Origin of the sequence: Rhizobium sp. BK399 (genome assembly GCF_014194695.1) — a bacterium.
In the GTDB taxonomy this organism is placed as follows: Bacteria; Pseudomonadota; Alphaproteobacteria; order Rhizobiales; family Rhizobiaceae; genus Rhizobium.
Genome location: NZ_JACIAH010000001.1, coordinates 860,631 through 884,578 on the forward strand (window position 1 = coordinate 860,631; position 23,948 = coordinate 884,578).

The window sequence follows — 23,948 nt, forward strand, 5'->3', positions numbered from 1 at the left end:
AAGGCAGTGACGAGCACGGCCAGCGGCATGTATTTGCAAGCAAACGGCATTTGATATATCCGGCATTTCAGAGCATTAAGGGCAATTACCCAAAGAGACTGGCGGATTATATGGGGACGTCACGACAGCCGCGGTGGTGGAACAAAATCAGGCCAGTGACCGGCTGGTTGCCAAGCTTTGCGAGGCTGGTAACAGTCACGCTGCTCGTTGTCTTGTCTATCTTCGTCGCGCTTCGGGTGGCCGCCCCCTATCTGATTTCCACCGGCCTTGTTCGATCCGGCATTGAGGATGCGCTTTCGAAATGGGCAGGCTATCGTGCAGAGATCGCCGGCAAGCCGGTCATCGAATTCTGGCCGACGCCTCGGATTATCCTCAGCAAGATCTCCGTTCGCCAGAAAGACGACGGCGCCAAGCTGCTTGGAACGGTCGAAAGCCTTTCCGCCGAATTCAGCCTGATTGACGCGATCAGAGGGCGTGCAAGCTTCCACGAGTTCCATCTTCTGCGCCCCAACCTGCTGCTGACGCGTGAAAGCAGCGGCGTGATCGACTGGACCAATGAGGGGCTTCTGGCAAAGGCGATCGCCAATGCGCGCGAAGAAGGCGGAAGAGAAGTCCTCGACAAAAAACTGGATGCCGCCATCGGGGCGATTACCGTTGAGGACGGGACAGTGAATGTCGCCGACGTCGCCAGCGGCAGGACGTTCCGTTTCGACGGCGTGACGGCCGATGTCAGCTGGCGCAAACTGTCGAGCCCAATCACCGCCGTGCTGATCGCACGGACGAGCGGACAGGATTTGAAGCTCGATTTTTCCTCCCGCAGCCCGTTGCTCATCTTCGGCGGCAAGAGCGCGGAGATGACGGCGTCGCTGACTTCCGGCCTGCTTACAGCGCGGTTCCAAGGGGTGGCAAATATCTCGCATCTCTTCGACCTCTCCGGCAACATGGCGCTCAGCATCCCCGACATGCCGGCACTGCTGACATGGGTCGACCGATCGCTGCCGGGTATCGCGACCCTTCGGACCTTCTCGCTCGAGACGGATGTCGCGTCGGTGCCGAACGGCTTCCGCTTCGACAATGTCAACATGAGCATGAATGGATCGAATGCGCGCGGTGCGATGGATGTGGCCTTTCCACCGGGCAAGCGCGCCAAGCTTGGTGGCACGCTCGCTTTCGACCAAATGAACTTCCGGTCGCTGTTCGATGCGTTTATCCTGCGCCTGGCCGCCGGTGAGGCGGATGGACCGCCCGATGGCGGACTTCTGCAAAAGCTGGACCTCGACCTGCGGCTTTCCGCCAAGCAGGCGCTGGTGGAGCCTTTCACGCTATCGGACGTCGGGGCCAGCATCATCGTTTCCAGCAACGAGGCGAAGTTCGACATCGGCGACAGCCAATTCGAGGGCGGCGAACTATCTGCTCACTTGGAGGCGATGCGTGGAGATTTCGACGGCGGTGGCAGATTGCAACTGTCGATCCGGGGTGCCGACTTTGCCGGCCTGATCGAGCGGCTTCAGCTCCAAGGACCGCTGCCGCTTGCAACGGGTTCTCTGGACATGTCGGTGAAGACATCGATGCCGCTCTGGAAGGCTGGGGCCAGCGACGTGACGGGAAGGATCGCCTTCCGCGCGCGGTCGGGCTCACTTCCAGGATTTGATGCGGAAGCGGTGCGCGAAGAGGCAGCACGAGCCGACTTCTTTCCCTTGAATTCAGTATCCCATCGCGCCTTCGCTTTCGACAATTTCGACATCACCGCGGACCTCGCGGACGGCGCAGCGACAATCCACGGGGCACGGATCGAGGGACCGCAGCAGACGCTGATCCTTTCGGGCGTCATTCCTTATCGGTCGAGTGGATTGGCCTTGTCGGGAACGATCGAGGCGACCGACCCAACGGTATCACCGAGCTTGCCGCCTCTGCCATTCTTCGTTGGCGGTGCGTGGCCGGAGCCGGTTATCTCGCCTGCCCCGGTCACGCAGCAGGGGTCGACCAAATAGTCACGGCGCGATTGCCGCCGCACGCTCGTCCCGCTCGCGCTGCAGTTCGCGGCGCTTCGTGATCGTCGATGCACAGATGACGCCAATCGCCACGATGCCGATCAGAATAGTGCAGACCGCATTGATCTCGGGCGTTACCCCGAGGCGGACCTGGCTGTAGATCTTCATCGGCAGCGTCGTCGCTCCGGGGCCGGAGGTGAAGCTCGCGATGACAAGGTCATCCAGCGACAATGTGAAGGCGAGAATCCAGCCGGAAAGCACTGCAGGCGCAATAATCGGCAGCGTGATTTCGAAGAACGTCCGCACGGGCGGCGAGCCGAGATCCTGGGCTGCCTCCTCGATCGATCGGTCGAAGCTCAGCAGCCGCGATTGCACGACAACGGCAACGAAGCACATGGTCAGCGTCGTGTGCGCCAGCGTGATCGTCCAGAAGCCGCGGTCCAGGCCGATTGCGACGAAGAGCAGCAGAAGCGACAGGCCGGTGATCACCTCGGGCATGACCAGCGGCGCGTACACCATGCCGGAAAACAGCATGCGCCCGCGAAAGCGCGTGTAACGCACCAGAGCGATCGCGGCGAGCGTTCCGAGGATCGTTGCCGCGGTGGCCGAGAGTATCCCGACGCGGATCGTCACCCAGGCCGCATCGAGCAAAGCCTGATTATGAAGGAGCGAGACGTACCATTTGGCCGAAAAGCCACCCCAGACGGTCACGAGTTTCGACTCGTTGAAGGAAAACACGACCAGAAGAACGATCGGCAGGTAGAGAAACGCGAAGCCGAGCGCGACGGAAGCGACGTTGAAACGGGTCCATCTCAGCATGTCTATCTCCCCTGCTCATCGGCCTTGGCCTGCGCGTTCTGGAAGAACACGATCGGGATCACCAGGATCAGCAGCAGGATGGTCGCGACCGCCGAGGACACTGGCCAGTCGCGGTTGGAATTGAATTCGTTCCACAACGTCTTGCCGATCATCAGCGTCTGCGATCCGCCAAGGAGATCGGGGATAACGAACTCGCCGACAGCGGGGATAAACACCAGCATGCAGCCGGCGACGACGCCGGGCAGCGACAGCGGGAAAGTCACTCGCCAAAACGCGCTGATCGGCGTGCAGCCAAGATCCTGCGCAGCTTCGATCAAGGTGCCATCCATCTTTTCCAGCGAGGAGTAGAGCGGCAGGACCATGAACGGCAGGTAGGAATAGACGATGCCGATATAGACCGCGACGTTGGTGTTCAGGATGATCAGAGGGGTGTCGATGACGTGCAGCGATAGCAGAAGCTGATTGAACAATCCTTCCGGCTTCAGGATCGCGATCCAGGCGTAGACCCGGATAAGGAAGCTCGTCCAGAACGGCAGGATGACCAGCATCAGCAGCGTCGGACGAATGCTGCGCGGCGCCTGTGCCATGCCGTAGGCGATCGGATAGGCGATCAGCAGCGTCAGGAACGTCGAGATGCCGGCGATCACCAGGCTCGATATGTAAGCGTTCACATAGAGCGGATCATCGATGAGGTAGCTATAGTTGTCGAAGGAAAAGGTGCCGACTTTTTCCCAGAAACCGGCCAAGCCATCACCGAGCGAAAAAACCGGCTCGTAGGGGGGCATGGCGATTGCCGTCGTCGACAGCGATATGCGGAAGACGATGAAGAACGGCGCCAGGAAGAACAGCAGCAGCCAGACATAGGGAACGATGATGACCAGGCGATTGTAGAAAGCGGAACCGAGCTTGCCCATGGTTCAATCCTTGAGAAGGACGCCGGCATCCTCGGCGAAGGTGATCCAGACTTCCTGATCGTAAGTAAACGGATCGTCGACGGCGCGTTGGGCATTGAGAAGCGAGGCCTTGACCACTTTGCCGCTCGTCAGCTTCACGTGGAAAACCGTCATGTCGCCGAGATAGCCGATGTCCCACAGTTCCCCGGAGGCCGCGTTCACCTTTGGATTGGCAGGCGGCTTGCGTGAAACCTTGAGCTTTTCCGGACGGATCGCGAAGCCGACAGACGAGCCCATGGTCGGCTTTTCGGGGGTGACGACGCTGATCGAGAAATCTTGGTCGACGGCAATCTCGACGGTGCTGTCATTCGCGCTCGCGACCTTGCCATCGAAGATGTTCACGTCACCGATGAAGTCAGCAACAAAGCGGGAGTTCGGCGCCTCGTAGATCTCGGCCGGCGTCGCCACCTGGACGACCTTGCCGTGGCTCATCACCGCAATTCGATCGGCCATGGTCATCGCCTCTTCCTGGTCGTGGGTGACCACGACAAAGGTCAGGCCGAGGTTCTGCTGCAGATCCATGAGCTCGAACTGCGTTTCCTCACGCAGCTTCTTGTCCAGCGCGCCAAGCGGCTCGTCGAGCAGTAGCACCTTCGGCCGCTTGGCGAGCGAACGCGCCAGAGCAACGCGCTGGCGCTGGCCACCAGACAGCTGGTTCGGCTTGCGCGCGGCGAACTTTTCGAGCTTCACCATCTTCAGCATCTGCAGAACGCGCTCGGCAATCTCCTCCTTCGGCATGCCATCCTGGCGCAGGCCGAAGGCGATATTCTTTTCCACGGTCATATGCGGAAAGAGCGCGTAGGACTGAAACATCATGTTGACCGGCCGCTTGTAGGGCGGCGTGCCGGCAAGGTTTGTGCCGTCGAGGACGATTTCGCCCGAAGTCGGCTGCTCGAAGCCTGCAAGCATGCGCAGCAGCGTCGATTTTCCGCAGCCGGAAGCCCCGAGCAAAGCAAAGAATTCGCGGTGATAGATATTCAAAGACAGGTCGTCGACGGCCGTGAAGTCGCCAAATCGCTTCGTGACGTTGTTGAACGATATAAACGGCTTCGATGCCGGGTCTGTCCACGGTGAAAAGGAGCGGCGGATATTGCCAAGTGACTTCATATTGTGCCCCGAAAAGTCATTCTAAGAGCCGGCTTCCCCGAGGCCGGCACGGAAAGAAAAGGCCCGGGCGTTACCGGCCGGGCCTAATCTTCGTTATTGGCCGGTGACGACTTTCGTCCAGATCCGGGTCGCGGTGCGCTGCGTTTTCGGATCCCATGGTGTGACGCTGTAGAGCTTCTTCATTACGTCCTCGCTCGGATAGACCGACGGGTCGTCAAGGACTTCCTTGTCGATGAATTGCTGCGACGCCTTGTTGCCGTTGGCGTAGAACACATAGTTGCTGGCCTTGGCGATGACCTCAGGCTTCATCATGTAGTTGAGGAATTCGTGCGCCTCGGCGACGTGCTTGGCATCCGCCGGGATCGCCATCATGTCGAACCACATCTGCGCGCCCTGTGACGGAATGGAATAACCGACTTCGACGCCATTCTTGGCTTCGGTCGCGCGGTTGGCGGCCTGGAAGATGTCGCCGGAGTAACCGAACGCGATGCAGATATCGCCGTTAGCCAAGGCGTTGATATATTCCGAGGAATGGAACTTGCGGACGAAGGGCCTTACCTTTTCCAGCAGTTCGCCGGCCTTCTGCAGATCGGCCGGCTTGCTCGAATTGGGGTCAAGGCCGATATAGGTCAAGGCCGACGGCATGACGTCCTTTGGTGCATCCAACATATAGATGCCGCAATCCTTGAATTTTGCCGCAACCGCCGGATCGAAGATTGCTTCAAGGCCCGGCGCCTTTGCGTCGGGTCCGAGGATCTCGGCGACCTTCTTCTTGTTGTAACCGATGCCGTTGGTGCCCCACATGTAGTCCACGGCGTATTCGTTGCCGGGGTCGTACATCGCGGTGCGCTGCTGGATCATATCCCACATATTGGAGAGGTTCGGCAGCTTGGATTTGTCGAGCTTCTGGAAGACGCCCGCCTGGATCTGGCGTTGAAGGAAGTCACCGCTCGGCACGACCACGTCGTAACCGGTGCCGCCAGCGAGCAGCTTTGTTTCAACCGTCTCGTTGGAATCGAAGGTGTCGTAGACGACCTTGATGCCGGTTTCCTTGGTAAAGTCTTCTAGGATGGAGCTGTCGATGTAGTCCGACCAGTTGTAGATGTTGACCACACGCTCCTGCGCAAAGGACGGCGCAGCGGCGAACGCGAGTATAACGGCGCCCGCTGCAAGTCTTGCGATTACTGACCTCATGCTATCTCCTGTTTTCTTCTTGCTTTGCGGTGCCGTTTGCGGACGCCGCCCCTCTGGTTTTGCAGGCAGACTAGAAAGGTTTTCGAGAGCCCACAAGCGCAAAAACCAGTAGTCTCAATCATTTCACAGTCATTGAAAGTCGAAGCTGCTGAGGCCTGTAACCATCTCATCGAGGCCTAGCGGTCGTGTGACGGGTGGTTCAGCGCGCGAGAGGCAACCGCGCCGCTCGCACAAGCGGCAGGCGGGTCCGATCAGGACCGGCTGCTGCGCAGTTACAACCTGACCATAGACCGACGCTTCACCGGTCGCCGCCTCGCAGCAGAGTAGTAATGCCGTGCGCCTCACCCGCTCGCCGAACGCAACGTTCGGCCCCTCGAGCGTCCGGGCGACGGTGAGGTAGCGACCGCCATCCGGCAGTTCGACCGTTTCGGCAAGAATCTGGCCGGGCTGAAGGAAGGCCGCATGAATGTTCAGCTTGGGACAGCCGCCGCCAAAACGCGAATGCGGGAAGCCCTGCGCTCCCGCACGCCGCAGCCGGTGGCCGGCCGCATCGATCTCCATCATGAAGAATGGAATGCCGGAGGCACCCGGACGCTGCAGCGTGACCAGCCGGGCCGCCGTCTGCGCATAGGAAACGCCGAAGCGCGAGCGAAGGATGTCGACATCGTATCGGCTGGCTTGTGCTGCAGAGAGGAATGGCGCATAGGGCATGGCGAGCGCCAACGCGCCGTAACGAGAGAGTTCGAAGCGCGCTATCCGCTTCGCCTCCGGCGTCAACAGCGCCAGACCGTCGAGCTCCGCCAGGATCGCATCGCGCAAGGCGAGCGTCGCAACCTCGATGGCGACCTCGTGCGCCTGATCGGCCGGCGACAGTCGCTCGGAGACGAAGAGACGCATCGAGTGCCGGTCGAAGCGGCGCCGCAGGTCGGGCATGACATGAACTGGAAGGACACGCACACTGATCCCGCGCTCCGCCCCGAGCCACTCCTTGAAAGCCGCCGGCAAATCACGCACCTCGGCAAAGCGGGCCAGGAAGGCCTCTGCCGCTGCCTCCAACTCAGGGAAATAGGCGGAGCGCCGCTCTAGAACATCGCGGACTTCGTCGGCTGGAAGCCGCGCGCCCGCCAGCGGCATTTGTCCCGGTCCCGCTGTCAGGGACGTCAGGTCCGACAAGCGGCTCGCCTGTTCGCTGTAGGCGCGGTACAGCTTGATGATGCCACTGGCCGCGTTGGGCGCTGCTTCCGCGACCTCGACGAGCTCCTGATCGCCGGGTAGTTCGCCCGCCAGCAGCGGATCCGCAAAAATCTCCCTCAGTTGATCGAGACTGCCGCCACTGCCTTCCCTCAGCTCCTCCAGATCGACCTTGTAGACCGAAGACAGCTTCAGGAGCAGTTGCACGGTCAGTGGCCGCTGGTTGCGCTCGATAAGGTTGAGATAGGACGGAGAGATCCCGAGCGCCTCGGCCATCGCGGACTGGGTCAAGCCGAGACCGTTTCTAATGCGCCGAACCTTTGGTCCCGCAAAGATCTTGCGCTCCGCCATGTGACAATCCTTTACAAAACTTCGACGCGCGACATTTACAATATTTTACAAATTCACAAAGCGAACCTGTCAAAGCTTTGCATCCTAACTCGTTTTCGCCCGCTATACCATAGATAACTCTGGCTTTTCTCAGGGATTTGTAAATTCTGTCAATCATCCAGACCGACCACATAATCTACAAGGAGCATGAGATGACAGAATTTGACAAGCTGCACCGGGATCTTCCGGCAGGACGTTTCAACGGGGTCGAGCGTCCCTACTCGATCGATGACGTCAAGCGGCTGCGCGGCTCCGTCGAACTACGCCATACCCTCGCCGAAATGGGCGCCAAGCGGCTGTGGCAACTTCTGCATCAGGATGATTTCGTCAACGCCCTCGGCGCGCTCTCCGGTAATCAGGCGATGCAGATGGTTCGTGCCGGATTGAAGGCAATCTACCTTTCCGGCTGGCAGGTCGCCGCAGACAGCAATACCGCTTCTGCCATGTACCCGGACCAGTCGCTTTATCCGGCGAACGCCGGGCCAGAGCTTGCCAAGCGGATCAACCGGACCCTGCAGCGCGCCGACCAGATCGAAACATCAGAGCGGAACGGCCTTTCCGTCGAGACCTGGTTTGCGCCGATCGTCGCCGACGCGGAGGCAGGCTTCGGCGGTCCGCTGAATGCCTTCGAGATCATGAAGGCCTATATCGAAGCCGGTGCCGCCGGCGTCCATTTCGAGGATCAGTTGGCGTCCGAGAAGAAATGCGGCCACCTTGGCGGCAAGGTCCTGATCCCGACCGCAGCTCATATCCGCAACCTTGACGCGGCTCGCCTCGCAGCCGATGTCATGGGCGTCCCGACGCTCGTCATCGCCCGCACGGACGCCGAGGCCGCCAAGCTGCTGACCTCAGACATCGATGAACGCGACCAACCCTTTGTCGATTATGATGCCGGTCGCACGGTCGAAGGCTTCTATCAGGTTCGCAATGGGCTCGAGCCATGCATCGCACGCGCGGTCGCCTATGCACCGCACTGCGATCTCATCTGGTGCGAGACCTCGAAGCCGGATCTCGAGCAGGCGCGCCGCTTCGCCGAAGGGGTCCACAAGGTGCATCCGGGCAAGCTGCTCGCCTACAACTGCTCGCCGTCGTTCAACTGGAAGAAAAACCTCGATGACGCGACGATCGCCAAGTTCCAGCGCGAACTCGGCGCGATGGGTTACAAGTTCCAGTTCATCACGCTTGCCGGCTTCCACCAGTTGAACTTCGGGATGTACGAGCTCGCCCGCGGCTACAAGGACCGGCAGATGGCCGCCTACTCCGAACTGCAAGAGGCAGAGTTCGCGGCGGAGATTAACGGCTACACCGCGACCAAGCATCAGCGCGAAGTCGGCACCGGTTACTTCGATGCCGTTTCGATGGCCATCACCGGCGGACGTTCGTCGACCACTGCAATGAAAGAATCCACCGAACACGCACAATTCAAACCAGCAGCAGAATGAACGCACCAAGGAGGAGAATGCCATGCCCACGCTTGCACGCGTCAAGGAACGCGCTGAAGAACAGTCCACCTGCATGACCCCGGATCAGCAGACGATGATCCGCATGCTCGCCAACGACCTGCACCGACTGAACCAATCGGTCATGAAGGCAGTCGATGCCGGCGTTTCCGTCGAGATCGTTCGCTCGGCGAGACACCATGGTGGCGACGGGAACTGGGGCGACCTTCTGATCCCCGTCATCGTCGCGGGACGCAGCTGAACGGCACCGGTCGGCGCCCTCAGCTTCGACTGGGGCGCTTGCCCGCGAAGAGATCGACATAGCTCTTCAGCAATTTCGTCATGCGATCGGCAACGGTCCGGATTTCCGGTCGGTGCCGATCCTCGTTGTTCATGACGATCCATTGCCGGTGGCGCAGTTCGGGCAACTCGCCACCAAGACGCTGCAGTGCGGGATCGAGGTCACCGACGAAGCACGGCAAGACGGCCCTACCCGCACCGGCTCTGACCAACTCCGGAAGGGAGCGCGGACGGTTGACTGTCGCAACGATCGAACCGGCTGCATTGCGATGCGGCCAGCGGAGATAGTTCGAGATCGCTTCCTCTTCGGCGACCGCCACCCACCGTTCTTCGGCGCCGTCAGCATTGCGCCTCGTGTAAACTGCATAGGCCACCTCGCCGAGCAGGCGTGCTGCGAGGTTGCTTTCTTCCGGCTCGAAAGCGCGGATGCCGATATCGCTTTCCCTGTAATTGAGGTTGGCGCGCGCTTCGCCGATGGTCAGCGAGACGGCAAAGGCATCGCCGGGCTTGCGGATCGCTGCGAAGTTGTCCGTCAGGAGCCAGGCCACCCAGGTGCCTGCAGCCACCCTTACCGTGGCGCCGACGCTGCCCGCCTGCCGCCAGGCGTCGACCTTGCGGGCCGCAGCCTCCATGTCCTGCAGATGTTCCAGCAGGACCTGGCCGTCCACAGTGAGGCCGTATCCCGTCTGGCTGCGGATGAAGAGAGCCTTGCCGATCTCATGTTCAAGATCGAGCATGCGGCGACCGATCGTGGCCGGACTGAGCCCACTCGACGTGCTGGCGCCCGTCAGCCCGCCGAAGCGCGCGACCTGCACGAATAATTGAAAGGAATCCCATTGAGTGTTTTTCATGAGTGAAAAACATAGTGAGAGAATTCCCGTTTATAAAGCAAATTCCGGGGAATAACTAAGGTGATGCCCAAGATTGAAGGACATCGCCATGATTACTCTCATCGCCATCGCACAGATTGCGGATCTGCTGAACGACAGTCGTGACAAGTATTCGGCAAAAGCCGAAAGCGAATTCTACGAGAGCGTCGGCAACTCCAGTATGGTCCGCTTCGCGGCCTTCCTCATGTCCCCCCGGCTAAACCGCGGGACGCTTCGCCCCCGAGGAAAGGACTCCTGCCGATCCGGACAGATCGGTCACGCCGCCTGCCTTGCGCGGTCATAATCCTGGGCGGCTTCGAACCGGAACTGCTGTACCAACGTCATCAAAGCATCAGCTTCGTTGGCAAGTTTCCTGCTCGCCTCCGTGGTTTCCTCGACCATCGCAGCGTTCTGCTGCGTCATCTGGTCCATCGCATTGACGGCCCCATTGACCTCCTGCAGAGCGGCTGATTGATCCTGGCTTGCCGTCGCGATCGTTTCAACGTGGCTGCTGATCGCAACGATCTCCTGGCTGATCGTTGCAAGCACGGCACCGGTCTTCTGCACGAGGCCCGAGCCTGCCATAACCTCACGCGTCGACTTCTCGATCAGCCCCTTGATTTCGCGCGCCGCGTCGGCGGAGCGCTGTGCAAGCTCGCGCACCTCCTGCGCGACCACGGCAAAGCCCTTGCCCGCCTCGCCGGCCCGAGCCGCCTCGATACCGGCGTTCAGCGCCAAAAGGTTGGTCTGGAACGCAATATCATCGATGACTTCGATAATTTGTTCGATCTGCTTCGATGCCTCTTCGATGCGGTTCATCGCCGCGACCGCGTCGCTGACGACTGCGCCCGAACTATCGGCATTCTTCTTGGTCGCGGACACGGCCTCGTTCGCTTCGCGTGCACGCACCGCGGACGATTTGACGGTCACGGTGATTTGCTCAACTGCAGCTGCGGTCTCCTCCAGGTTAGCGGCCTGTGCTTCCGTGCGCTTCGAAAGCTCGTCGGCAGAGGCCAGCATGGCACCGGAGTTGTTCTGGATCGAAGCGGTGTTGTCGCGAATGCGTGCCAACGTTTCCTGCAGCCGAACGAGGGAGGCATTAAAGTCGACACGGAGCTGCTCGAGGCGACCGACAAATGGTGTCTGGATCGTCTGCGAAACGTCGCCCCCCGCCAGGCGCCCCAGGCCTACAGCCAGCTGGTTGACGGCGAAGTCGATCTGGCCGTCGAGCGCGCGCTTCTCGGCGTCGTTGCGGGCACGCTCATCGTCGCTGAGTTGCCGCTGTTCCGCGGCTTGCACCTCCAGCGTCTGACGGGCGCGCGCATTGTCGCGGAACAGCGCGAGTGCGCGTCCGATCGCACCGAATTCGTTTTGCTTCTCCACGCAAGGGATCGGCCCGTTGAGATTACCGTCGGAAATCGTGTGAATGGTTGCGGTCAGCGCCTCCAGCGGCCTGATGGACGCGCGGATCGCGAAGTAGGCCACCACGCCGACCAGCAGCAAAACTGCGACGCCGACACCGGCCACCAGCATCAGCAGCTGCTGCAGGCTGCTGTAGTAGACCTCCATCGGGATGCCGATGAACAGGATCCCGACGTTCGAACCAGCCGTGTTCTTCACCGGGAAATAGCCCGTCATGAATTTGCGACCGAAAAGGTCAGCGGGACCGTAGTAGGCCTCACCCTTGGCCAACACCGCTTGCGCCGGATGATCCGTGGCAAGCTTCGTGCCGACAGCGCGGTCGCCGTTCTCTTTCTTGACGTTGGTGGAGACGCGGACGTAGTCGCCGCCCTGGCGCTCAAAGACGGTGGCAACGCCGGCGATCGATTGTGCCGTGCGATCGACCAGCACGTGATCGCCGAGTGAAGGAAGCTTCTCTTCTGTCACACTCGCAAGCTCATTGTTGCTGACGTCCACCCTCACTCCGGCATCGCTCGCGCCGTAGAGAACCGCCATCGTCCGGCTCGCGTCCTTTGCGTCGGAAACGGCGCTCGCCATCACGTAGGCGCTCAGATTGTAGTAGGTGACGCAGACGATCGCCGCGGTGCTGAAGGCGAGTAGAACAAGTGTGATGGCAACGATCTGACGTACGATGGAAGCCGAGAACAGGCGCAGCATAGATATCCCCTGAGACATGAGCCTCATGGGTTAGCGCTAAAAATTTAAGGAAAGTCTTCAAAAAATTGACAATTGTCAAAAATTTGAAAAAGGCACGCAACCGATCGAGAAACAGAAAGGGCCCCGGAATACCGGGGCCCTCAAAGCGCTTGTGCCTGCGGTCGCTTTATGCGGCGCGATAGACCGCCGGCTGCGCGTCGCCATCAATCTTGAACTGCTGGATGAGCCGCAGCAGCGAATCCGCCTCGACGGCAAGCTCGCGACTTGCCGCAGTGGTCTCTTCCACCATCGCGGCGTTCTGCTGCGTCATCTGATCCATCTGGTTGACGGTCGCATTGACTTCCTGCAGGGCGTTCGACTGATCGTGGCTTGCACGCGCGATCGTCTCGACATGCTGACTGATCGTGACGATCTGGGCGCTGATCTTTGCGAGCACCGTGCCGGTCTCCTGCACGAACTGCGAACCGGAACTGACCTCTGTCGTCGACTTGTTGATGAGCCCCTTGATCTCCTGCGCTGCGGCAGCGGAGCGCTGCGCCAACTCACGCACTTCCATCGCGACGACGGCGAAGCCCTTGCCGGCTTCACCGGCACGCGCAGCTTCGATTCCGGCGTTGAGAGCCAGCAGGTTGGTCTGGAAGGCGATCTCGTCGATGACGCCGATGATCTGTTCGATCTGGCGGGACGCCCCTTCGATCCGGCCCATCGCGTCGATGGCGTTGCTGACGACGACTGCCGAGTCGTCGGCGCTGCGCTTGGCCTGGCGGACGATTTGGTCCGCATCCTTGGCTCGCTCCGCGGAAGACCGGACCGTCACCGTGATCTGTTCAACCGCAGCAGCGGTCTCTTCCAGCGAGGCAGCCTGCTGCTCGGTGCGCTTGGAGAGATCTTCCGCCGACTGGGCCATCTGGTTGCCATTGCCCTGGATCATCTCGACGTTATCGCGGATCTGGCTCATCGTCGCCTGCAGGCGCATCATCGAACCGTTGAAATCCTGGCGAAGCTGTTCAAGGCGGCCGATGAACGGCGTCTCGATCGTGGTCGAAATGTCGCCCTGCGACATCCGTTCGAGGCCGGACGCGAGCGCGTTGACGGCAAACTCGATCTGGCGGTCCATCTCCCGCTTCTCGGCATCGTTGCACTGGCGCTCATGCTCGGCTGCGGCGCGCTCTTCCTCACTCTGCTCCTCGATACGGATTTTGGAGATCGCGTTCTCCTTGAAGATACCGAGCGCGCGAGCCATGTCGCCGATTTCGTCGTGCCGCAGATGGCCCGAGATGTTGGTATCGAGAACGCCGTCGGCAATGCGACGCATCGCTGCGGTGATCTGGCCGATCGGGCGCTGCAGCGTCAGAACAAGCGCGATGCCGCCGATGATCGAGACGAGAATGCCGAGGCCGGTCGTCAGCACCGAGATGCCGTTTGCCTGCGTGCGTTCGGCACCGGCGCTCTGCTTTTGCAGCTCGGCGAAGGTTGTCAGCTGGCCCCAGACAGCATCGAGTTGCTGGCGAGCGGAAGCGTAGTCGGCAACGCGCTGGTTGATCGTGTCGACCAGGCTCTGGGCATCCTTGTCCATGGAGGCAAGGGCTGGCGACATCGCAGCGACGATGTCTTCCGCGAAGTTCATGCCTTTCGCACTGGCAAGCAGGGTGTTGAGGTTGGTGCCGAGCGTCGCGATCTCCTGGTGCAGGCGAACGCGGTTTTCCTTGCCCGGCTTCGCGGCGAATTCGCCCAGAACGAGTTGCAGCGAGTAGATCGCGCTCTCCAGACGGCGCGTGTCTTCGAGAACCGAGTTCGTCTGCGCAATGCGGCTGTCCAGCTCGACGAAGGTCGTCGTCGCTTCACGCATCATCTGCGTTGCCGTCAGCTGAGTATAGGTCGACATCTGACGAAAGCGGGACACGAGCCGACCGAGATTGGCAATCGCCTCATCGGTGCCGGCGTCGGCGGCAGTCGCCTGCGCCTTGACGTCGCTAATCGTCTGCGAAAGCGACTGCGTCATGCTCTTCTGGTTCTGCGGCACGGAAATCTCGATCAGGCGCTGAGCCTTGGCGATCGCAGGAATGGCATCGGTTACGACCTTGAGCTTGTCAGCTGGCAGTTGGGCCTTGTTGAAGTCGCCCATAACGGTCGCCAGCGTATCGCCGCCCTTCAGCAGACGATCCGCCGCGCGCAGCGTCGCCGTGGCGTTGCCCTCGTCCTTGCGGATGTTTTCCTCAAGCTGCTGGGCATCGTAGTTGACGTTGAAGCGGCTGGTAATCATTACCTTCTGCGCGTCGTCGATCGACTTGCGCAGGGCAAGTTCCTGCTCATGCAGGGTCCAGAGCTTGCCGACAGTATCGGAAATCCCCGAGGTGCCATCTGTCGCGGCCCGCAGGTTGTCGCGGCCACCATTATCGCCGATCTGCTTCAGCGTCGCGTTCAGCGTGCCTTGCTGTGTCTTGATGTCCCCGTAAAGCTTGTCACGGGCTTCCTGGCTGGTGATTTGCAGGAAATCGTCCATGGAGCCGTAAAGATCCTTGAACCCGCTCAGCGACTGCAGCACGCTATTGGAGATTTCCATGCGTCCTTGCAGCATGCCCGAAGCATAAAGCCCCGTCAGGCCGACTGCCGAAATGCTGACAACGAACGGCAACACAAAAATCAGGACCTTGGTTTTGATCCTGAAGCGGGAAAGAATCTTATCAATCAACATGGCGGTTCCGGCCTTCCATACACCACTCCTCCCGCCAGCCGCCTGATGGGCGCCGACCGAGTGCATTGAGCTGCTTAAATTGGAACAATTGGAGTCCCGGCCGGGACCGGGCGGCAGTCATTGCCAACTCGCTTCACGCGCATGCGTAAGCGCCCAAATTATTGAGCGAATGTTGCAGAGGATGTCTTAATTTTCGGATAAGCGAAAACTATGGAAAAGCGCATTCAAATCGATTTATCCGCGCGATAGCCAGCGGGACAAACTACTTCATGCAGCCGCCAAAAGAACTCGGGGGATGTCAGAGCCAACGTGCGAGGAGAAGAGCGGCCACAGCGGCCAACGCGCTGGCAGAGATGACGAGATAACGCAAGGCAACGAGCTTTTTGTCCGGCTTAGCCTGGGCGATTGCAATGGCGCGTGCGCGTCGAGCGTTCTTGTTCATTTGCAGAACCTCACTTCATCTCTGGCATAACAATCCAACAAAACGTCTTGCTGGTAAAGCTTTATTTAGGAAGCGCTTTTCCAACTGTTCATGAGGCAGGATGGCGCACCCAGTTTAAGAACTCTTGAATCGGCCAGATAGTTTCACGTCTACAAAGATTCGCCGGCAATAAAGCCAGACGCCCAGGCCCATTGAAAATTATAGCCGCCGAGCCAGCCGGTTACATCGACGCATTCGCCGATAAAATAGAGGCCCGGAACCTCCTTCGCCGCCATGGTCCGGGAGTCGAGTGCCGCGGTATCGATGCCGCCAAGCGTCACTTCGGCGGTTCTGTACCCTTCCGAACCCGATGGCTTGATCTTCCAGCTCTGCACGGCCTCGGCGAGGCGCAGCAGCGTCTTGTCGGAAAGGTCCGCCATGTGGCCGACAATACCCTCCCGGTCAGTCAGGTGTTGCGCGAGTCGCTTGGGGAGTATCTCGGCCAGCGCCGTCTGAGCGGACTGCCGACCGTTTGCCCTCTTCGCCGCCTTCAAATGCTCAAGGAGATCAATGTCGGGCTCGATGTCGACGGTGATATCGTCGCCCTCGCGCCAATAGGATGAAATCTGCAGGATCGCGGGGCCGCTCAGGCCGCGGTGCGTGAACAACAGCGCTTCGCGAAAGGCGGTCTTGCCGTGGCGTATTTCGGCGGGTGCGGATATCCCCGATAGTTCGGAAAGATTTTCGAGCGTGGCCTGATCCATGGTCAGTGGTACGAGGCCAGGCCGCGTCTCCACCAGAGGAAGGCCGAACTGCTCGGCGATACGATAGGCGAGGCCGGTCGCACCCATCTTCGGGATCGACTTGCCGCCGGTCGCAATGACCAGCGAGCGGCATTCGTATGTACTCTCCGACGTCGCGATACGAAAGCCCTCGTCGCTTTTCTCGACATCAACGATCTCGGTACGCAGATGCAGAGCTGCGCCTGCGGCCTGCATCTCGTCGAGAAGCATCCGGATAACATCCTTGGCGGTGTCATCGCAGAATAGCTGCCCAAGCGTCTTCTCATGCCAGGCGATCCGGTGGCGATCGACCATGGCGATGAAATCCGATGGCGTGAAACGCGCCAGCGCCGACTTGCAGAAATGCGGATTGGCGGAGAGGAAGCTCTTCGGGCTGGTATGAATGTTGGTAAAGTTGCAGCGCCCGCCACCCGAAATGCGGATCTTCTCGCCCGGCGACTTCGCATGATCGAGAACGATGACCGAGCGGCCGCGCTGAGCGGCGCGAATGGCGCACATCATGCCGGCGGCGCCCGCGCCGAGGACGATCACATCGCATTTTCGCTGCAAAACCACTTCCCTTGTCGAAAGGCGTCTTCTTTTTCCATCATTGGGCGAAAGTCAACGTGCCACCCTCTCGCCAATTGCCAAACTCCGGTTATGATGCCGCCACGATCAACGCAAACCGGTGTGTCATGTCCCCAAAAAAGACGACGCTGAAGCCTGCCAGAAACGTACCCGCCTCGAAAAAAACTCCCCCGGACCCCGGACATCAGCGCGGCGTGGCAAACTGGAAGGAAGCGGCGCAGTTCTTGCGGGCACGCGGCATCGAGGACATCGAATGCATCACGCCGGACCTCGCCGGCGTGCCGCGTGGCAAGATGATGCCGAGTTCGAAGTTCACCTCGAACACCTCGCTTGCGCTGCCTTCGGCGATCTATCGCCACACCATCTCCGGCGAATATCCTGACGAAACGGAAAGCTTCCGCTACGAGCCACGGGACAGCGACCTGAAGCTGGTGCCCGATCTTTCGACGCTTTCCGTCGTCCCTTGGGAAACCGACCCGACGGCGCAGGTGATCTGCGATATTGTTAGCGTGGATGGGGAAGAGGTTCCCTATACACCGCGAAACGTCCTGAAGCGCGTGCTGAAGCTCTATGGCGACCGCGGCTGGAAACCGATCGTGGCGCCAGAGATCGAATTCTATCTCGTTGCCAAGAACGACGACCCTGATTATCCGCTGCATCCGCCGAAGGGCCGCTCCGGCCGCTCGATCCTCGGCGGTCAGGGCTATTCGATCGCCGGCATCAACGAGTTCGACGAACTGATCGACGACATCTATCACTTCTCGGAAAAGCAGGGCCTCGAGATCGACACGCTGATCCACGAGGAAGGTCCGGCGCAGCTCGAAATCAACCTGCGCCACGGCAATCCGATCGAGCTTGCCGACCAGGTGTTTCTGTTCAAGCGCACCATCCGCGAAGCGGCGATGAAGCATGGCATCTATGCCACCTTCATGGCCAAGCCGATGCAGGGGCAGCCGGGTTCGGCGATGCACATCCACCAATCGGTGGTCAACAGCGAGACGGGCAAGAACATCTTCTCGAACCCCGATGGTTCTGCCTCTCGCGAATTCTTCCATTTCATCGGCGGCCTGCAGAAATACGTGCCGAGTTCAATGGTGATGCTGGCGCCCTATGTGAACTCCTATCGGCGACTGACACCCGACATGTCGGCGCCCGTCAACAACGCCTGGGGCTACGACAACCGCACGACGGCGTTCCGCGTGCCGGTGTCCGACCCGCAGGCACGGCGCGTGGAAAACCGGCTGCCGAGTTCGGATGCCAATCCATACCTCGCGCTTGCGGCCTCGCTCGCCTCCGGCCTGCTCGGTATCATGAAGGGCATCGAACCGACAGCGCCGACAGAGGATACCGCAAACGAGGGCTCGATCGACCTGCCGCGCGGCCTGCTGGAAGCGGTCGCGCTAATGGAAGACGAGGAGGCCTTCGAGGAAGTGTTCGGCAAAGAGTTCCTCGGCATCTATGCTGGCGTGAAGCGTGGAGAGTTCGAAACCTTCATGCAGGTGATCAGCCCCTGGGAGCGCGAATTCCTTCTGCTGAACGTGTAGGGAGGGCTCAGTCATGACATCGCAGGAGAGATGGCAGAGCCCCATTGCGCCCGGCATTTCGTGGTATCAGGCCACCTCGGGCGAGCGGCCGACCTATCCCGAAATGGACGGCTCGAAGACGTGCGACGTCGCCATCGTCGGCGGCGGCTACACCGGCCTTCAAGCCGCCTACAATCTCGCCACGTCAGGCGTCTCGGTGGTTCTCATCGAGGCGTGCCGGGTTGGCGACGGCGCCTCGGGCCGCAATGGTGGCCAGCTTGGTACCGGACAGCGCTGGTGGCCGGAAGAACTTGAGGAAAAGATCGGCTACGAACGCTCGCGCGCATTGTTCGATCTGGCCGAGGCAGCCAAGCACCATCTCATGGATTTCGCGACCGACCATCAGATCGACATGGAGTACATGCCGGGTCAGATGAACGTCGCGCACAAGGAGAGCTACAAGGCGGACTACTACGAAAATGCTGAAATCGCGGCGATGCGCTACAATTATCCGCACATGCGCTTCATGGACAAAGCCGAAACCCAAGAGCGTCTCGGCTCAACGCGCTACTATTGCGGCGTTCGCGACACCGGCACTGGCCACATTCAGCCGCTCAAACTGCTGATCGGGCTCGCCCGCGTTGCAGCCAATGCCGGTGCACAGATTTACGAGATGACCAAGGCCTCGGCGATCCTTCATGGCAGCAACAAGGTGATAATCGAGACGTCGCGGGGCACGATTACTGCCGACAGGGCGCTGATCGCTTGCAATGGCTACATCGGCAATCTCGAGCCGGTGACGGCTAGCCATGTGATGCCCATCCGCTCCTTTATCGGGGCTACCGTGCCGCTCGATGGGCACCCGCAAGTGCTGTCAGGCGGAGAGTCCGTGGCCGACTCACGCTTCGTCGTGCGCTACTTCCGCAAATCCAAGGACGGCCGGCTGCTCTTTGGCGGTCGGGAGGCCTATACGGCCGACAATCCGCGCGACATAACGCAGCACATCCGCCGACAAATCGCCGAGATTTACCCGGCGCTTCGGGATATCGAGATTTCGCACGCCTGGGGAGGCTCGGTCGGCATCACCATGCCACGGCAACCGTTCGTGCGTGAGGTGATGCCTGGTGTGACGTCCATTGGCGGCTATTCCGGGCATGGCGTGATGCTGTCCAATTACTGTGGAAAGCTCTATGCTGACACGGTGCTCGGGCGATCGGCGGATTTGGAGCTTTTCAAATCGCTGGATATTCCGGCATTTCCGGGAGGCGCGGCCATGCGTGCGCCGCTGCTTTTCCTGGCGCTTTCCTGGTTTGCCTTGCGCGACAAGTTTTAGTCAGATTGCGGATTTCATCGCGCGGCAATTCGATCTAAAACCTCTTTCCGAGAGATTCATTGCATCGCACACTGGCTTTTTTAAATCGATTAGATTAAAGAGCCAATAACCCGTCTGATTGAGAGACATCCTCATGAGCAGCCAAACCATCCCCGTTGAACCCTTTGATTATGTCGTTTTCGGCGGCAGTGGCGACCTTGCAGAACGCAAGTTGCTGCCGGCCCTTTATCACCGGCAAGTCGAGGGTCAGTTCTCCGAGCCGACCCGCATCATCGGTGCGTCGCGTAGCCCGCTGACGAACGAGGAATATCGAAAGTTTGCCCAGGATGCCCTGAACGAACACCTCAAGAAGGGCGAATACAACGAAGCCGAAGTCACGAAGTTCCTGCAGCGCCTGTACTACGTACCAGTCGATGCGCGCTCGGATGCCGGCTGGGATCACCTCAAGAAGCTTCTGGACGAAGGCAAGGATCGCGTACGCGCCTTCTACCTCGCCGTCGCACCGGGCATTTTCGGCGACATTTCGCAGAAGATCCACGATCATAAGCTGATCACTAAGTCGACGCGCATCGTGGTCGAGAAGCCGATCGGTCGCGATCTCGCTTCCGCCCTGCAGCTGAACGACACCATCGGCAAGGTCTTCAAGGAAGAGCAGATCTTCCGCATCGACCACTACCTTGGCAAGGAAACGGTGCAGAACCTGATGGCGCTGCGCTTTGCCAACGCCCTCTACGAGCCGCTGTGGAACGCCAACCATATCGACCACGTGCAGATCACGGTCGCGGAGTCGGTCGGTCTCGAAGGCCGCGCCGGATATTACGACACCGCTGGGGCGCTGCGCGACATGGTGCAGAACCACATCATGCAGCTCGTCTGCCTGGTCGCGATGGAAGTCCCCTCCTCGATGGACTCCGAGGCCGTCCGCGACGAGAAGCTGAAAGTGCTGCGTGCATTGAAGCCGATCAACGCATCGAACGTCGAGACCAACACCGTACGTGGCCAATATCGTGCCGGCGCTTCCGGCAGCGGTCCGGTCAAGGGATACCTTGAAGAGCTCGAAGGCGGCGTTTCGAACACCGAGACCTTCGTGGCGATCAAGGCGGAGATCGGCAATTGGCGCTGGGCTGGCGTTCCCTTCTATATCAGAACCGGCAAGCGCCTTGCGGGTCGCATGTCGGAAATCGTCATCACTTTCAAGCCGATCCCGCACTCGGTCTTCGACCAGTCCGCCGGTCGTATCAACCAGAACCAGCTCATCATCCGCCTGCAGCCAGATGAAGGCGTCAAGCAGTCGCTGATGATCAAAGACCCCGGCCCGGGAGGCATGCGTCTGCGCAACGTGTCGCTCGATATGAGCTTCGCCGACGCCTTCCAGGTCCGTAACCCTGACGCTTACGAGCGCCTGCTGATGGACGTCATCCGCTCCAACCAGACGCTGTTCATGCGCCGCGACGAAGTCGAGGCCGCGTGGCAGTGGGTCGACCCGATCCTGAAGGGCTGGGAATCCACCGGCCAGAAAGTTCAGGGTTACACCGCCGGCACCTGGGGCCCCAGCCAGTCGATTGCGCTCATCGAGCGTGATGGCCGCACCTGGCACGACAACCTGTAGGATCAGAGACGATGGCAGCGACGATGCATGCTTTTGCCAATGGCGCGGAACTGGCTCGCAACCTAGCAGACAAAGTCGCTGCGTCGCTTTCCGCGGCAATCGACGAACGGGGAGCGGCAACCTTTGCCGTTTCCGGCGGCTCGACGCCGAAGCGCTTCTTCCAGGAGCTTTCGGCGCGCGATCTCAACTGGGCGAAGGTGACCATCACGCTCGTGGATGAACGCTTTGTTCCGGCCGACAACCCACGCTCGAACCATCTGCTGGTGGCCGAAAACCTTCTCCAGAACAAGGCCAAGGAAGCGAATTTCCTGCCGCTCTACCAGGCGGCAGCTTCGGTCGAGGACGCCGCAAAGCTCGCGACGAAGGCGACCGAAACAATCGGCAATCCCTTCGATGTTGCAATCCTCGGGATGGGTGGTGATGGCCACACCGCTTCGTTCTTCCCTGATGGCAGCAACCTCAATGCCGCTCTCGACCCGAAGACGCCGCGTGGTATCATCACCATGGAGGCTGAGGGCGCGGGTGAACCGCGGCTGACCTTCACCTTCTCCAGCCTCCAGGATGCAAAGCTGCTCGTGCTTCATATCGAAGGCGAGAGCAAAAAGGACGTCCTGGCGAAGGCGGAAGGCGCCGGCGACGAGGCAGAGATGCCGATCCGCGCCATTCTGCGGCGGGCAGCGAGCCCCGTCGAAATCTACTGGGCTCCATAAGCCTTCGGGCAGATAGCCGCGAACGAAAAACTGAAGAGCAAACAAGGCAGGATAACTCCCATGTCCGCTAATGCACGCATTTCTGCGATCACCGCCCGCATTGTCGAACGATCGAAGCCGACGCGCGGACTTTATCTGGAGCGCCTGCGCAATGCCGCCTCGAAGAGTGTGAGCCGCTCCGTTCTCGGATGCGCCAACCTCGCGCATGGCTTTGCGGTCTGTTCCCCCGCCGAGAAAGACGCTCTTGCGGGGGACCGCGTGCCCAATCTCGGCATCATCACCTCCTACAATGACATGCTCTCGGCGCATCAGCCGTTCGAGACCTATCCCGCGATTATCCGCGAGGCGGCAGCCGAGGCCGGCGGCATTGCACAGGTCGCAGGCGCTGTTCCCGCCATGTGCGACGGCGTCACCCAAGGTCAGCCGGGGATGGAGCTCTCGTTGTTTTCCCGCGACCTGATCGCCATGGCGGCCGGCGTTGGCCTCTCCCACAACATGTTCGATGCCGCTCTCTTCCTCGGCGTCTGCGACAAGATCGTGCCGGGTCTCGTCATCGCCGCCCTATCCTTCGGCCATCTGCCTGCGATCTTCGTTCCTGCCGGCCCGATGACGTCGGGGCTGCCGAACGACGAAAAGTCGCGCGTGCGCCAGCTCTATGCCGAAGGCAAGGTTGGCCGTGCCGAGTTGCTAGAGGCTGAATCGAAGTCGTATCACGGTCCGGGCACCTGCACCTTCTACGGTACGGCGAACTCGAACCAGATGCTGATGGAAATCATGGGCTTCCATATGCCTGGCTCCTCCTTCATCAATCCAGGCACGCCGCTGCGCGAGGCCTTCACGCGCGAAGCGGCCAAACGGGCGCTGGCGATCACCGCGCAGGGCAACGAATTCACGCCGGCCGGCGAGATGATCGACGAGCGCTCGGTCGTCAACGGTGTCGTCGGCCTGCATGCCACCGGCGGCTCGACGAACCACACGCTGCACCTCGTCGCCATGGCGCGGGCAGCCGGTATCCAGCTCACCTGGCAGGATATTGCCGAGCTCTCCGAGATCGTGCCGCTGTTGGCACGCGTCTATCCGAACGGCCTTGCCGACGTGAACCACTTCCACGCCGCCGGCGGCATGGGCTTCCTCATCAAGGAATTGCTCAAGCACGGCATGGTACATGATGACGTACGCACCGTCTTCGGACATGGCCTGCAGGCCTACACGATCGACCCCCGCCTCGGCGACGACGGCGCGATCGTGCGCGAACCCGCACCGGAAAAGAGTGTCGACCCGAAGGTGCTCGCCAATATCGAAACGCCCTTCCAGGCTAATGGCGGCCTGAAGATGCTTCGCGGCAATATCGGCAAGGCAGTCATCAAGATCTCGGCGGTCAAGCCGGACCGGCATGTCATCGAAGCACCGGCCGTTGTCTTCCATAGCCAGCAGGAGCTTCAGGACGCTTTCAAGGAAGGCAAGCTCAACAAGGACTTCATCGCCGTCGTGCGCTTCCAGGGACCGAAGGCGAACGGCATGCCGGAACTGCACAAGCTGACGCCGCCGCTCGGCGTGCTGCAGGATCGCGGCTTCCGCGTCGCGCTGCTGACAGATGGCCGCATGTCCGGCGCCTCCGGCAAAGTGCCGGCGGCGATCCACGTCACGCCCGAGGCTGTCGATGGCGGCCCGATCGCTCGCATCAAGGACGGCGATATCATCCGTCTCGACGCGATCGCCGGCACTTTGGAAGTTCTTGTCGACGCAGCTGATATGGCCGAGCGTGAGTCGGTGGTCGCCGATCTGTCGGAGAACGAATTCGGCATGGGCCGCGACCTGTTTGCGCCATTCCGCCGGGCGGTTGGCCCGTCGGATCGTGGTGCGAGTGTGCTCTTCCACTAGTCGGTAGCCAGCCATCAAACAACAAAGCCCGCGAG

The 23,948-nt window shown here is 60.5% G+C and carries 19 protein-coding genes; 9 read left to right on the forward strand and 10 right to left on the reverse strand.

The window, feature by feature from the left end; genetic code table 11:
- Positions 1–110 precede the first annotated feature (110 nt).
- A complete protein-coding gene (locus FHT97_RS04290; RefSeq protein WP_183860149.1) occupies positions 111–1,991 on the forward strand; it encodes an AsmA-like C-terminal region-containing protein in 1,881 nt (626 codons plus the stop codon).
- Here FHT97_RS04290 and FHT97_RS04295 read toward each other — a convergent pair whose 3' ends face one another.
- The 5 genes from FHT97_RS04295 to FHT97_RS04315 form a co-directional block, all read right to left on the reverse strand.
- Entirely contained in the window at positions 1,992–2,810 is an 819-nt protein-coding gene (locus tag FHT97_RS04295) for an ABC transporter permease subunit (protein WP_183860151.1), read from the reverse strand.
- A gap of 2 nt (positions 2,811–2,812) precedes the next feature.
- Positions 2,813–3,724, reverse strand: coding sequence for an ABC transporter permease subunit (locus tag FHT97_RS04300; protein WP_114711504.1), 912 nt, complete (start codon positions 3,722–3,724; stop codon positions 2,813–2,815).
- A gap of 3 nt (positions 3,725–3,727) precedes the next feature.
- Complete coding sequence (locus FHT97_RS04305) at positions 3,728–4,870, reverse strand: ABC transporter ATP-binding protein (protein ID WP_183860153.1); 1,143 nt, start codon at positions 4,868–4,870, stop codon at positions 3,728–3,730.
- 93 nt (positions 4,871–4,963) lie between these two features.
- Positions 4,964–6,064 carry a polyamine ABC transporter substrate-binding protein gene (locus FHT97_RS04310; protein ID WP_183860155.1) on the reverse strand — a complete coding sequence of 367 codons (1,101 nt, stop codon included), beginning with the start codon at positions 6,062–6,064 and terminating at the stop codon, positions 4,964–4,966.
- A gap of 129 nt (positions 6,065–6,193) precedes the next feature.
- On the reverse strand, positions 6,194–7,606 hold the full coding sequence (locus tag FHT97_RS04315; RefSeq protein ID WP_183860157.1) for a short-chain fatty acyl-CoA regulator family protein: 1,413 nt from the start codon (positions 7,604–7,606) through the stop codon (positions 6,194–6,196).
- A gap of 191 nt (positions 7,607–7,797) precedes the next feature.
- On the opposite strand from FHT97_RS04315, the gene aceA reads away from it, so the two are divergent.
- Positions 7,798–9,087 (forward strand): isocitrate lyase, encoded by a 1,290-nt coding sequence (aceA, locus tag FHT97_RS04320; protein ID WP_183860159.1) that lies wholly within the window; start codon positions 7,798–7,800, stop codon positions 9,085–9,087.
- Between the two features lie 22 nt (positions 9,088–9,109).
- Complete coding sequence (locus FHT97_RS04325; RefSeq protein WP_016552811.1) at positions 9,110–9,346, forward strand: hypothetical protein; 237 nt, start codon at positions 9,110–9,112, stop codon at positions 9,344–9,346.
- Positions 9,347–9,365: 19 nt separating this feature from the next.
- On the opposite strand, the gene FHT97_RS04330 is transcribed toward FHT97_RS04325, so the two are convergent.
- The gene (locus tag FHT97_RS04330; protein ID WP_183860162.1) at positions 9,366–10,235 is read right to left on the reverse strand and encodes a LysR family transcriptional regulator; all 870 of its coding nucleotides are present in this window, start codon (positions 10,233–10,235) and stop codon (positions 9,366–9,368) included.
- Positions 10,236–10,323: 88 nt separating this feature from the next.
- Here FHT97_RS04330 and FHT97_RS04335 point away from each other — a divergent pair, with 88 nt between their 5' ends.
- Positions 10,324–10,557: a hypothetical protein gene (locus FHT97_RS04335; RefSeq protein WP_183860163.1), complete on the forward strand. Its 234-nt coding sequence runs from the start codon at positions 10,324–10,326 to the stop codon at positions 10,555–10,557.
- Here the strand turns inward: FHT97_RS04335 and FHT97_RS04340 are convergent.
- The 4 genes from FHT97_RS04340 to FHT97_RS04355 form a co-directional block, all read right to left on the reverse strand.
- Positions 10,530–12,371: a methyl-accepting chemotaxis protein gene (locus tag FHT97_RS04340; RefSeq protein WP_183860165.1), complete on the reverse strand. Its 1,842-nt coding sequence runs from the start codon at positions 12,369–12,371 to the stop codon at positions 10,530–10,532. The two genes, FHT97_RS04335 and FHT97_RS04340, sit on opposite strands and share 28 nt — an antisense overlap.
- A 166-nt stretch (positions 12,372–12,537) precedes the next feature.
- On the reverse strand, positions 12,538–15,066 hold the full coding sequence (locus FHT97_RS04345) for a HAMP domain-containing methyl-accepting chemotaxis protein (protein WP_183860167.1): 2,529 nt from the start codon (positions 15,064–15,066) through the stop codon (positions 12,538–12,540).
- A gap of 298 nt (positions 15,067–15,364) precedes the next feature.
- Positions 15,365–15,508, reverse strand: coding sequence for a hypothetical protein (locus tag FHT97_RS04350; RefSeq protein WP_183860169.1), 144 nt, complete (start codon positions 15,506–15,508; stop codon positions 15,365–15,367).
- A 149-nt stretch (positions 15,509–15,657) separates the two neighbouring features.
- Positions 15,658–16,839 carry an NAD(P)/FAD-dependent oxidoreductase gene (locus FHT97_RS04355; RefSeq protein WP_183860171.1) on the reverse strand — a complete coding sequence of 394 codons (1,182 nt, stop codon included), beginning with the start codon at positions 16,837–16,839 and terminating at the stop codon, positions 15,658–15,660.
- A 125-nt stretch (positions 16,840–16,964) separates the two neighbouring features.
- Here FHT97_RS04355 and FHT97_RS04360 point away from each other — a divergent pair, with 125 nt between their 5' ends.
- The 5 genes from FHT97_RS04360 to edd all read left to right on the forward strand — a co-directional run bounded on the left by FHT97_RS04360 (position 16,965) and on the right by edd (position 23,913).
- Entirely contained in the window at positions 16,965–18,401 is a 1,437-nt protein-coding gene (locus tag FHT97_RS04360) for a glutamine synthetase family protein (protein ID WP_037139264.1), read from the forward strand.
- 13 nt (positions 18,402–18,414) lie between these two features.
- Positions 18,415–19,713 carry an FAD-binding oxidoreductase gene (locus FHT97_RS04365; RefSeq protein WP_183860173.1) on the forward strand — a complete coding sequence of 433 codons (1,299 nt, stop codon included), beginning with the start codon at positions 18,415–18,417 and terminating at the stop codon, positions 19,711–19,713.
- 133 nt (positions 19,714–19,846) lie between these two features.
- Positions 19,847–21,322, forward strand: coding sequence for a glucose-6-phosphate dehydrogenase (zwf, locus tag FHT97_RS04370; RefSeq protein ID WP_183860174.1), 1,476 nt, complete (start codon positions 19,847–19,849; stop codon positions 21,320–21,322).
- Between the two features lie 11 nt (positions 21,323–21,333).
- Complete coding sequence (gene pgl, locus FHT97_RS04375) at positions 21,334–22,032, forward strand: 6-phosphogluconolactonase (protein WP_183860176.1); 699 nt, start codon at positions 21,334–21,336, stop codon at positions 22,030–22,032.
- A 60-nt stretch (positions 22,033–22,092) separates the two neighbouring features.
- Positions 22,093–23,913: a phosphogluconate dehydratase gene (edd, locus tag FHT97_RS04380; RefSeq protein WP_114711477.1), complete on the forward strand. Its 1,821-nt coding sequence runs from the start codon at positions 22,093–22,095 to the stop codon at positions 23,911–23,913.
- Positions 23,914–23,948: the final 35 nt, after the last annotated feature.

Bases quoted from the DNA above. Each gene is read 5' to 3' on its own strand.
- aceA (WP_183860159.1), top strand. From the start codon at position 7,798: ATGACAGAATTTGACAAGCTGCACCGGGATCTTCCGGCAGGACGTTTC.
- FHT97_RS04345 (WP_183860167.1), bottom strand. From the start codon at position 15,066: ATGTTGATTGATAAGATTCTTTCCCGCTTCAGGATCAAAACCAAGGTC.
- FHT97_RS04360 (WP_037139264.1), top strand. From the start codon at position 16,965: ATGTCCCCAAAAAAGACGACGCTGAAGCCTGCCAGAAACGTACCCGCC.
- FHT97_RS04335 (WP_183860163.1), top strand. From the start codon at position 10,324: ATGATTACTCTCATCGCCATCGCACAGATTGCGGATCTGCTGAACGAC.
- pgl (WP_183860176.1), top strand. From the start codon at position 21,334: ATGGCAGCGACGATGCATGCTTTTGCCAATGGCGCGGAACTGGCTCGC.
- edd (WP_114711477.1), top strand. From the start codon at position 22,093: ATGTCCGCTAATGCACGCATTTCTGCGATCACCGCCCGCATTGTCGAA.
- FHT97_RS04330 (WP_183860162.1), bottom strand. From the start codon at position 10,235: ATGAAAAACACTCAATGGGATTCCTTTCAATTATTCGTGCAGGTCGCG.
- FHT97_RS04305 (WP_183860153.1), bottom strand. From the start codon at position 4,870: ATGAAGTCACTTGGCAATATCCGCCGCTCCTTTTCACCGTGGACAGAC.
- FHT97_RS04325 (WP_016552811.1), top strand. From the start codon at position 9,110: ATGCCCACGCTTGCACGCGTCAAGGAACGCGCTGAAGAACAGTCCACC.
- zwf (WP_183860174.1), top strand. From the start codon at position 19,847: ATGAGCAGCCAAACCATCCCCGTTGAACCCTTTGATTATGTCGTTTTC.
- FHT97_RS04300 (WP_114711504.1), bottom strand. From the start codon at position 3,724: ATGGGCAAGCTCGGTTCCGCTTTCTACAATCGCCTGGTCATCATCGTT.
- FHT97_RS04290 (WP_183860149.1), top strand. From the start codon at position 111: ATGGGGACGTCACGACAGCCGCGGTGGTGGAACAAAATCAGGCCAGTG.
- FHT97_RS04365 (WP_183860173.1), top strand. From the start codon at position 18,415: ATGACATCGCAGGAGAGATGGCAGAGCCCCATTGCGCCCGGCATTTCG.
- FHT97_RS04295 (WP_183860151.1), bottom strand. From the start codon at position 2,810: ATGCTGAGATGGACCCGTTTCAACGTCGCTTCCGTCGCGCTCGGCTTC.
- FHT97_RS04315 (WP_183860157.1), bottom strand. From the start codon at position 7,606: ATGGCGGAGCGCAAGATCTTTGCGGGACCAAAGGTTCGGCGCATTAGA.
- FHT97_RS04350 (WP_183860169.1), bottom strand. From the start codon at position 15,508: ATGAACAAGAACGCTCGACGCGCACGCGCCATTGCAATCGCCCAGGCT.
- FHT97_RS04340 (WP_183860165.1), bottom strand. From the start codon at position 12,371: ATGCTGCGCCTGTTCTCGGCTTCCATCGTACGTCAGATCGTTGCCATC.
- FHT97_RS04310 (WP_183860155.1), bottom strand. From the start codon at position 6,064: ATGAGGTCAGTAATCGCAAGACTTGCAGCGGGCGCCGTTATACTCGCG.